The sequence below is a fragment of the Methylobacterium sp. WL120 genome, from assembly GCF_008039465.1.
Classification (GTDB): domain Bacteria; phylum Pseudomonadota; class Alphaproteobacteria; order Rhizobiales; family Beijerinckiaceae; genus Methylobacterium; species Methylobacterium cerastii.
In genome coordinates, this window is sequence record NZ_VRUT01000202.1 from 1 (window position 1) to 6,728 (window position 6,728).

The window sequence follows — 6,728 nt, forward strand, 5'->3', positions numbered from 1 at the left end:
CCCGCCGCCGACGCCATGGCGGGCGAGCCGGTCGGCGGCCACGCCGCGTGCCTCGCCGGCAGCTGCTCGCAGGCGACGCTGGCGCAGATCGAAGCCGCGGCCGCGCACATGGCCGTGCTGCACCTCGACATCGAAAAACTCATGGCCGGCCCCGCCGAACGCGAGGCGGCCCTCGCCTGGGCCGCCTCGCGCCTCGCCGACGGCCCGGTCCTGATCGCCAGCAGCGCCGCGCCGGACGCCGTGCGCGCATTGCAGGCAAAGCACGGCGTCGCCGCGGTCGGCCACGCCGTCGAGGCGGCCCTGGCGCAGCTCGCCGCGGACCTCTTCGCCCGCGGCGTCCGCCGCCTCGTCGTCGCCGGCGGCGAGACCTCCGGGGCGGTGGTCGACCACCTCGGGCTGAAGGCCTTCCTGCTCGGGCCCGAGATCGCCGCCGGCGTCCCGGTTCTGCGCACCGCCGGCGGCGACCCGATGCTGCTGGCGCTGAAGTCCGGCAACTTCGGCGGCCGCGACTTCTTCCTGCGCGCCCTCGACCTGATGCGGTGAGGGCGCCACGCCCGTCCCACAGGTCCCCTTCAGGATGAGGTCGGCGGGTGGGCGAGCCGAACCGTTCTCGCAAGCCAAGGAGCTTCCCATGCACGCCCTGATCCTCGGCGCCGCCGGCATGATCGGCCGCCGCCTCACCAAGGCCCTGGTCGCATCGGGCACCGTCGGCGACCACCCGCTCGACGCGCTCACCCTGATCGACGTGGTCCAGCCCGACGCGCCCGCGGGCTTTGCCGGCACCGTCCGCACCGAGGCCGCCGACCTAACCGCGCCGGGGGCGGCGGACGCGGCGATCGCCGGGCGCCCGGGCATCGTGTTCCACCTCGCAGCCGTGGTCTCGGGCGAGGCGGAAGCGAACCTCGAGCTCGGCTACCGGGTCAACCTCGACGGCACCCGCCTGCTGCTCGACGCGATCCGCCGCGCGCACGCGGCGGACGGCTACCGGCCGAAGGTGGTGTTCACCTCCTCGCTCGCGGTGTTCGGGCCGCCGCTGCCGCCGGTGATCGGCGACGACTGGATCGTCACGCCGGCCTCCTCCTACGGCACCCAGAAGGCGATGGGCGAGTTGCTGCTCGCCGACTATTCCCGCCGCGGCTTCCTCGACGGCATCTCCTTACGGCTGCCGACGATCTGCGTGCGCCCGGGCAAGCCGAACAAGGCGGCGTCCGGCTTCTTCTCCGGCATCATCCGCGAGCCGCTGGCCGGCCGGCCGGCGATCCTGCCGGTGCCGGACACCGTGCGGCACTGGTTCGCCAGCCCCTCGGCCGCCACCGGCTTCCTGCTCCACGCGGCCGGGCTCGATTTCGCGAAGCTGGGCCTGCGCCGGTCGCTGACGCTGCCGGGCGTGTCGGCCACCGTGGCGGAGGAGATCGAGGCCCTGCGCAAGGTCGGCGGCGACAAGGCCGTCGCCCTGATCCGCCGCGAGCCCGACGACGCGGTCGCGCGCATCATCGAGACCTGGCCCGAAGCCTTCGCCACCGACCGCGCGCACGCGCTCGGCTTCACCGCCGACGCCTCGTTCGACGCGATCGTCGCCGAGCACGTCGCGGAATTCCACGCCGGGGCGTGAGCCCGCATTATAAACCTATGTGACATTTCGTCGGGCGCGGTCGAACCGGGCGGGCGGCGCGTTAGAACGGGTCGAGCCCCCGGGAAACGCATCTTGTATAAACCCATCGAAGACTACGCCGTCATCGGCGACACCCACTCGACCGCGCTGATCGCCCGCGACGGCTCGGTCGACTGGCTGTGCTGGCCGCGGCACGACTCCCCGGCCCTGTTCCTCGCGCTGCTGGACGACGACAAGGGCGGCTCCTGCCGCATCGCGTTCGAGGGCCTGCGCTCGACTTCGCGGCGCTACCTGCCCGAGACCAACGTGCTGGAGACGACCTTCGTCACCGAGACCGGCAGCGCCCGGCTCGTCGACGTGATGCCGGTCAACCCGCCGACCCCCGAGCCCGAGGAGGGCCCCGACGGCGAGGGCGAGAGCCGGCTCGTCCGCCTGCTCACCTGCCTCGACGGCCACGTCGCCGGGCGCTTCACCGTGCGCCCGACCTTCGACTACGCACGCTGCGACGGCATCCCCATCGCCGACGGCGCGACGGTGCTGTTCGAGGCGGGCAAGCAGCGGCTGCGCGTCAACGCCGCGCCGGAGCCGAGCCTCGACGGCGCGATCGCCGAGAGCCGGTTCGCCCTCGGTGCGGGGGAGACCGCCTACCTCGTGCTCACCCACGGCGAGGACGGCGAGCGCGCCGCGATCGACGACTTCGCCGGCGCCGAGAGCCGCGCCGAGGCCACCATCGACTACTGGCGGCGCTGGAGCGACCGCTGCACCTATCACGGCCCCTATCGCGACGCGGTCCTGCGCTCGGCGCTCTGCCTCAAGCTGCTGACCTACTCGCCGACCGGCGCCATCGTCGCAGCCGCCACCGCCGGCCTGCCCGAGGCGGTGCCGGGCAACCGCAACTACGACTACCGCTTCACCTGGATGCGTGACGCGACCTTCACGGTCACCGCCTTCGTCATGCTCGGCTACGTCCGCGAGGCCTCCGAGTTCCTGCGCTTCCTGCGCGAGGCGGACGGGAGCTTCGGCCGCGACACGAAGCTGCTCTACGGCATCGCCGAGGCGATGCCGCCGGAGGAGGAGCTCGACCACCTCTCGGGCTGGCGCGACGTCGGGCCGCCGCTCGTCGGCAACGCCGCCGAGGGCCAGGACCAGCACGACATCTACGGCGAGCTGATCCGGGCGCTGTGCGTCTTCCTCGAAGCGGTCGACTACGACCCGCCGGAGAAGGTCAACGATCGCCTGCCGGAGGTGCTCGACAACCTCACCCGCCGCGCCATCGCCTGCCGCGACGCGGCCGACGACGGCATCTGGGAGCTGCGCACCGGCCCGCGCCAGCAACTCCACACCAAGGCGATGCTGTGGGTGGCGTTGAACGATGCCGCCCGGATCGGCCGCAACATCGAGGGCGTGGCGCCGGAGAAGATCGAGACCTGGGAGCGGATCGCCGCCGAGATCCGCGCCGACTACCTGGAGAAGGCCTGGAACGAGGAGCGCCAGGCCTTCACCGGCGCCTACGGCTCGCACCACCTCGACGCGGCGGTGCTGCGCGCGGCCCTGTTCGGGGCGATCGACCCGAGCGACCCGCGCCTGCGCAAGACGCTCGCCGCGATCGAGGACGAGCTCGGCGTCGGCGACCTGATCTACCGCTATCGGATGGACGACGGGCTCGCCGGAGACGAGGGCACGTTCACGGCCTGCGCGTTCTGGCGCGTCGGATGCTTGGCGCTGGACGGCCGCACCGGCGAGGCCAAGGCCGCGTTCGAGCGCCTGCTGGCACGGGGCAACGACGTCGGCCTGTTCGCCGAGATGATCGACCCGAAGACCGGCGAGCAGCGCGGCAACACCCCCCAGGGCTTCTCGCACATGGCGCTGATCAACGCGGCCCTCCGCCTGCAGGACACGATCGGCCGTTTTGGGCTTCCCGAAGAGGGCTGCGCCGCGGTGAAGGCGGCGGCGGAATAGGCCTACAAACTGGGTTTGCGACCGCCGGCCCCCTCTTTCCTCTCCCTTTGCGGGGAGGGGAGCACGCATGTCCATCACCGCCCACTCGATCCGAACCCGCCACCACCCCGCCCGGACGCCGTCTCGTCCGCCTCGAAGACCACCAAGCGCGGCCGTGCGACGCGCGTAAAAACCAGTTGCGCGATGCGGTCCCCCGGCGCGATCTGGATCGGGTCGCCCGTCGGGTTGCGGTTCCAGGCCGAAACCATCAGCGGACCCTCGTAGTCGGCGTCGATCACCCCGGTGCCGTTGCCGAGCACCAGGCCGGCGCGATGGCCGAGGCCGGACCGGGGGACGACGAGTCCGCACCAGTCGGGATCGCGGATCAGCACGGCGAAGCCCGCGGGGATCAGCACCGGGGCGGCCTGCGGCGCGAGGTCGAGGGGCGCGTCGAGGCAGGCGTGGAGGTCGAGGCCGGCGGCCTGCGCCGAGCCCCAGCGGGGAAAGCCCCAGCCCGCCAGCCGCGGATCGAGCCCGCGGATGCCGACCTCGGGCAGCTCGGCGCTCACGGACGACGCTCGGTCATGGCGGCCCTTTTCGTTTGCACGGCGGTCGGTCAGACGAACGCGCCGATACCGTTCCCCGGACGGCGAGACAAGGAGGCCGGCATGGCACGCTGGATCGCGGGACTCGACGGCTGCCGCGGCGCCTGGGCGGGGGTGCTGCTCGACCTCGACGACCCAGGCCGCCACCGGGCGGCCCTGTTCGAGACCGTCGCCGCCTGCCTCGACGGACCGGAGGCGCCGGTCTCGGTCGGGATCGACGTGCCGATCGGCCTGCCCGACCGCGCGACGGCCGGGGGACGCGCCGCCGACCGGGCTGCGCGCGCCTACCTCGGCGCCAACCGGTCGAGCGTCTTCCCGGTGCCGCCGCGGGCGGCGATCTTCGCCGACGACTACGCGGCGGCCAAGTCCCTGTCGCGGGCCAACAGCGCGCCGCCCTTCGCGCCCTCGATCCAATGCTTCAACATCTTCCGCTACATCCGCGCGGTGGACGACCTGCTGCGGGCGCGGCCTGCGCTGACGGCGCGCCTGCACGAGGTGCATCCCGAGATCGCCTTCCGCCGCCTCAACGGCGACCGGCCGCTCGGTGCGGGCAAGAAGGGGCCGCGGCGCCAAGCCGGACTGGACCTCCGCCGGGCGCTCCTCGTCGCCGCCGGTTTGCCGGAGACGCTGGTCCACGGCGCGCGGCCGCGCGGGGTCGGGGCGGACGACCACCTCGACGCGATGGCCGGCCTCGTCGTCGCCCGCGACATCCTCCTCGGACGCGCGAGCCCCCTGCCCGACCCGCCGGAGCGCGACGGGCACGGCCTGCCGGCGGTGATCTGGATGCCGGCGCCCCCTCGAAGAGGCACGCGGCCGGAATCCTGCTAACGACGTGGACCATGAGCGAACAGTCCAGCGCACAGCCCCTCGGAATCCGCCACGTCGCCCGCGCGCTGGTGTTCGATCCGGCCGACCGGCTTCTGCTGATCGAGTACGAATCGGTCCACGCGATCGAGCCGGACGGCAAGCCGCTGCGATTCTGGTTCATGCCCGGCGGCGGGCTGGAGCCCGGCGAGGACCACGTCACGGCCTGCCGGCGCGAGCTGTCGGAGGAGATCGGCCGCGCCGACTGCCAAATCGGCCCGCAGGTCGCGGCCTGCGACGGCCCGTTCCACCTGTTCCGCCAGTCACGCGACGCGCGCGAGCGCTACTTCCTGGTGCGGCTCCCCGACGACCGCGTCGACACCAGCCGCCTGATGGAAACCGAGGACAACCCGCTTCACGGCACGCGCTGGTGGAGTGTCTCCGAACTGCTCTCAACCGAGGCGCGTATCGAGCCGGCCGGCCTCGGGGAACTCGCCGCGCGCTTGGTCGCCGGGCACGTTCCGGAGGCCCCGATCATCCTGAATTGGCGACAAACTTGAGCGTGGAACAGGGTGCTCAGGCTGTTCGTTCCGTGACGGAATCTTCCCTTTGTCAGGAGACATCATGTTCCCAACCGCGCTGACCGACGGCTACCGTTCCTTTCTGTCCGGCCGCTTCCCGACGGAGCGCAAGCGCTTCCAGGAACTCGCCTCGGCCCAGGAGCCAGAAACCTTGGTGATCAGCTGCTGTGACAGCCGGGTCGCGCCGGAGGCGATCTTCGACGTCGGGCCGGGCGAGCTGTTCGTGATCCGCAACGTCGCCGCGATCGTGCCGATCTACGAGACCGGTGGCGACTATCACGGCACCTCGGCGGCGATCGAGTTCGCGGTGCAAGGCCTCAAGGTGAAGAACATCGTCGTCCTCGGCCATGCCAGCTGCGGCGGCATCAAGGCCTACGCCGACAAGGCCAAGCCGCTCTCGAAGGGCAACTTCATCGGCAAGTGGGTCTCGCTGGTCGAGCCGGCCGAGGCCAAGGCGGGCGATTCGAGCGCGCCCGAATACCTCACCCGCCTGGAGCACGGGATGGTGAGCCAGAGCCTGGAGAACCTGATGACCTTCCCGTTCATCAAGGAGCGGGTCGAGGACGGCAGCCTGCAGCTCCACGGCGCGCATTTCGGCGTGGCCACCGGCGACCTGCTGGTGCGCGATCCGGAGACCGGCGACTTCAAGCCGGCGGCGGACCGGAACGGCGAGCCGCTGCGCCCGTCCGCGCTGATCAGCTGCAACTGAGGATAATCGAGCGGGCGCGTCCACCGGAGCGCCCGCGCAAGGGGTTTCGAACACGAAAAAGGGCGGCGGGCTCGATGGCCCGCCGCCCTTTTTCGTCAGCCCCGCCCGGCGTCGCCGCCGGGCGGAAGCACTGTGATTACATCGCGTCGCGGGCGCCCGGCAGGCGCTGGGCCATGCCGTAATGGTGCTGCAGCACCGGCAGCGCCTGCTGCGCGTAGGTGCGGAGCGCCGGGTTCGGGCCGGACGAGGCGTAGGCCTCGGTCATGCCGATCGTCATCCGGTGCGCCTGGACCTGCTGGCTCACGTAGAGCCGGTCGAAGCGCGCGCCCGACGGGGTCGCGGAAAGCTCCGCCAGCATTGCCTGCTGCTCGGGGCTCGGCTGGACCACCGTGGTGCCGGCGGTCTGGTCGACGTCCACGCCGCCGAGGCGGCTGCCCGCCGCCGCGCCGCGCTGGGCGCCCGAGCCGAGACCCTCGAGC

The 6,728-nt window shown here is 72.3% G+C and carries 8 protein-coding genes; 6 read left to right on the top strand and 2 right to left on the bottom strand.

The features are described from left to right. The 3 genes from FV229_RS23985 to FV229_RS23995 all read left to right on the top strand — a co-directional run. The coding region (locus tag FV229_RS23985; protein ID WP_187275269.1) for a nucleotide-binding domain containing protein at positions 1 to 543 on the top strand (543 nt) is incomplete at its 5' end. A gap of 88 nt (positions 544 to 631) precedes the next feature. Next, a complete protein-coding gene (gene denD, locus FV229_RS23990) occupies positions 632 to 1,612 on the top strand; it encodes a D-erythronate dehydrogenase (protein WP_147754353.1) in 981 nt (326 codons plus the stop codon). Between the two features lie 93 nt (positions 1,613 to 1,705). After that, positions 1,706 to 3,571 (top strand): glycoside hydrolase family 15 protein, encoded by a 1,866-nt coding sequence (locus FV229_RS23995; protein WP_147754354.1) that lies wholly within the window; start codon positions 1,706 to 1,708, stop codon positions 3,569 to 3,571. A 74-nt stretch (positions 3,572 to 3,645) separates the two neighbouring features. Here the strand turns inward: FV229_RS23995 and dut are convergent, their stop codons facing one another. Then, positions 3,646 to 4,119 carry a dUTP diphosphatase gene (dut, locus tag FV229_RS24000; RefSeq protein WP_147754355.1) on the bottom strand — a complete coding sequence of 158 codons (474 nt, stop codon included), beginning with the start codon at positions 4,117 to 4,119 and terminating at the stop codon, positions 3,646 to 3,648. A gap of 99 nt (positions 4,120 to 4,218) precedes the next feature. Between dut and FV229_RS24005 the strand changes: the two genes are divergently transcribed. The 3 genes from FV229_RS24005 to FV229_RS24015 all read left to right on the top strand — a co-directional run bounded on the left by FV229_RS24005 (position 4,219) and on the right by FV229_RS24015 (position 6,249). Continuing rightward, positions 4,219 to 4,983, top strand: coding sequence for a DUF429 domain-containing protein (locus FV229_RS24005; RefSeq protein ID WP_147754356.1), 765 nt, complete (start codon positions 4,219 to 4,221; stop codon positions 4,981 to 4,983). Positions 4,984 to 4,994: 11 nt separating this feature from the next. Continuing rightward, complete coding sequence (locus tag FV229_RS24010) at positions 4,995 to 5,519, top strand: NUDIX domain-containing protein (RefSeq protein ID WP_147754357.1); 525 nt, start codon at positions 4,995 to 4,997, stop codon at positions 5,517 to 5,519. Positions 5,520 to 5,583: 64 nt separating this feature from the next. After that, positions 5,584 to 6,249 carry a carbonic anhydrase gene (locus FV229_RS24015; RefSeq protein ID WP_147754358.1) on the top strand — a complete coding sequence of 222 codons (666 nt, stop codon included), beginning with the start codon at positions 5,584 to 5,586 and terminating at the stop codon, positions 6,247 to 6,249. A gap of 136 nt (positions 6,250 to 6,385) precedes the next feature. Here FV229_RS24015 and FV229_RS24020 read toward each other — a convergent pair. Then, positions 6,386 to 6,728: DUF4142 domain-containing protein (locus tag FV229_RS24020; protein WP_147754359.1), on the bottom strand; the 343-nt coding region annotated here is incomplete at its 5' end.